Here is a 1,579-nt window from a genome sequence, read left to right on the forward strand (position 1 = left end):
GGGGCCGTCAGGCGGCCGGCCAGCCGTGGTGGGTCAGGCCGCCGGGGTCGGTGAGGGCGCCGTGGATGCCGGCGGCGGGGTAGGGGATCAGGTCGTCGGGCAGGCCGTCCTCGGTGAACCAGCGCAGGTCCAGGCACTTGTCGGGTTCGCGGTTGACCGGCTCGCCCTCCCACGCGGTGGCGAGGTAGAACAGCCCGAGGCGCAGGGTCGCCGGGTCCTGGTGGTGCAGGACGGTGTGGGCGAGGTGGAGGCGGGCCGGGTCGGTGGTGATCCCGGTCTCCTCCTCCAGTTCGCGGGCGGCGCCGTGGGCCGGCTTCTCGCCGGGGTCGAGTTTGCCGCTGGGGGCGTGCCACTGGCCGTAGCCGTAGGGGCCGCCGCGCTGGGAGAGCAGGATCTTGCCGTCCGGGGTGCGCAGGACGACGTGGACGTCCACGACGGGAAGCGGGATGGGACGCGTGTCGCTGGTGCTCATGTTCTCTCTAACTCCCGTACGGGATTTTGGTGTTGGTCGTCCGGGGCGGGACCGCCTCCAGGATGGCCTGTGCGGTCTGTTCGGGGGTCAGGTGGGTGGTGTCCACGGTGTGGAGCCGGTAGCCGAGCCGTTCGAGCACGGGGACGGCCTCCTGGTAGAGCCGCAGTTCGCGGGCGGTGGCGGCGGCGTCGAGTTCGAAGCGGTGCCGGGTGCCGCGGTGGGCGAGGCGGCGCTGCACGGTGTCGGGGTCGGCGGTGAGGAGGACCGCGAGGTCGGGGACGTCCGCGCCCTCGTTGACGGTGAGCAGGAAGTCGGTGTCGACGCCGTCGGCGCGCTGGAGGACGAGGGTGGAGGGCAGGTAGCGGTCCAGCAGCACGGTGGTGCCGGCGGCGCGGCGGGGGCGGACGTCGGTGTCGAGCTGGTGGAGGCGGTCGGCGGCGACGGCCAGGGCGAGGGCGCGGCCGCGCATCGTCGCGGCGCTCGCGCGCACGGCCTGTCCGTAGGGGGTGGCGGAGGGGCCGGTGGCGGTGTGGACGGTGTGTCCGGCCGCCCGCAGGGCGCGGGCGGTGGCGGCGACGGCGGTGGACTTGCCCAGGCCGCTGGGCCCGTCCACGGTGAGCAGCAGGCCGGTCACGCGTCGACCTCCCGGCGGGCCGCGGCCGCGGCGGCGGTGTTGCGGTGGTGCTGTTCGCGGGAGATGTCGGCGAGCCAGTCGTACAGCCGGGTGAGGGGGACGTGGCCGAACTGCTGGCCGGTGGCGAAGTTGAACTCGTCGCGGCCGCGCATCGCCTCGTCGGCGCCGTGTGCGGTGAGGTCGACGTCCTGGTAGGTCTGCAGGGCCTCGGGGTCCCAGCCCTGCCGGACGAGGTCGGCGAAGACGGGCGAGCCGGGGTAGGGGCGGAAGGTGAACGCGGAGGCGCGGAAGGTGCCGGGCAGGCGGTCGGACAGGGCCCAGAGTGCGCGGATGTGGGCGAGGGTGGCGAGGGCGTCGTCCCTGGTCTCGCCGGGGTAACCGAGGATGAAGTACCCCTTCACGCCGATGCCCTTCTCCAGCAGCCGGCGGGCGACGGTGAGGGTCATGGCGGGGGTGATCCGCTTGTCCACCGC

2 protein-coding genes and 1 pseudogene are annotated in these 1,579 nt (G+C 74.2%); all 3 read right to left on the bottom strand.

All coding sequences use genetic code 11. The annotated features are described in order from the left end of the window. Positions 1-7 precede the first annotated feature (7 nt). Positions 8-472 carry an NUDIX hydrolase gene (locus tag ACWGKU_RS41000; protein WP_331768530.1) on the bottom strand — a complete coding sequence of 155 codons (465 nt, stop codon included), beginning with the start codon at positions 470-472 and terminating at the stop codon, positions 8-10. Positions 473-479: 7 nt separating this feature from the next. After that, a complete protein-coding gene (locus ACWGKU_RS41005) occupies positions 480-1,106 on the bottom strand; it encodes a dTMP kinase (RefSeq protein WP_331768529.1) in 627 nt (208 codons plus the stop codon). Next, positions 1,103-1,579: pseudogene (locus ACWGKU_RS41010) on the bottom strand (B12-binding domain-containing radical SAM protein); the annotation flags it as partial. The gene ACWGKU_RS41005 and the pseudogene ACWGKU_RS41010, both read right to left, overlap by 4 nt.

The sequence above is a fragment of the Kitasatospora sp. NPDC054768 genome (assembly GCF_053612025.1).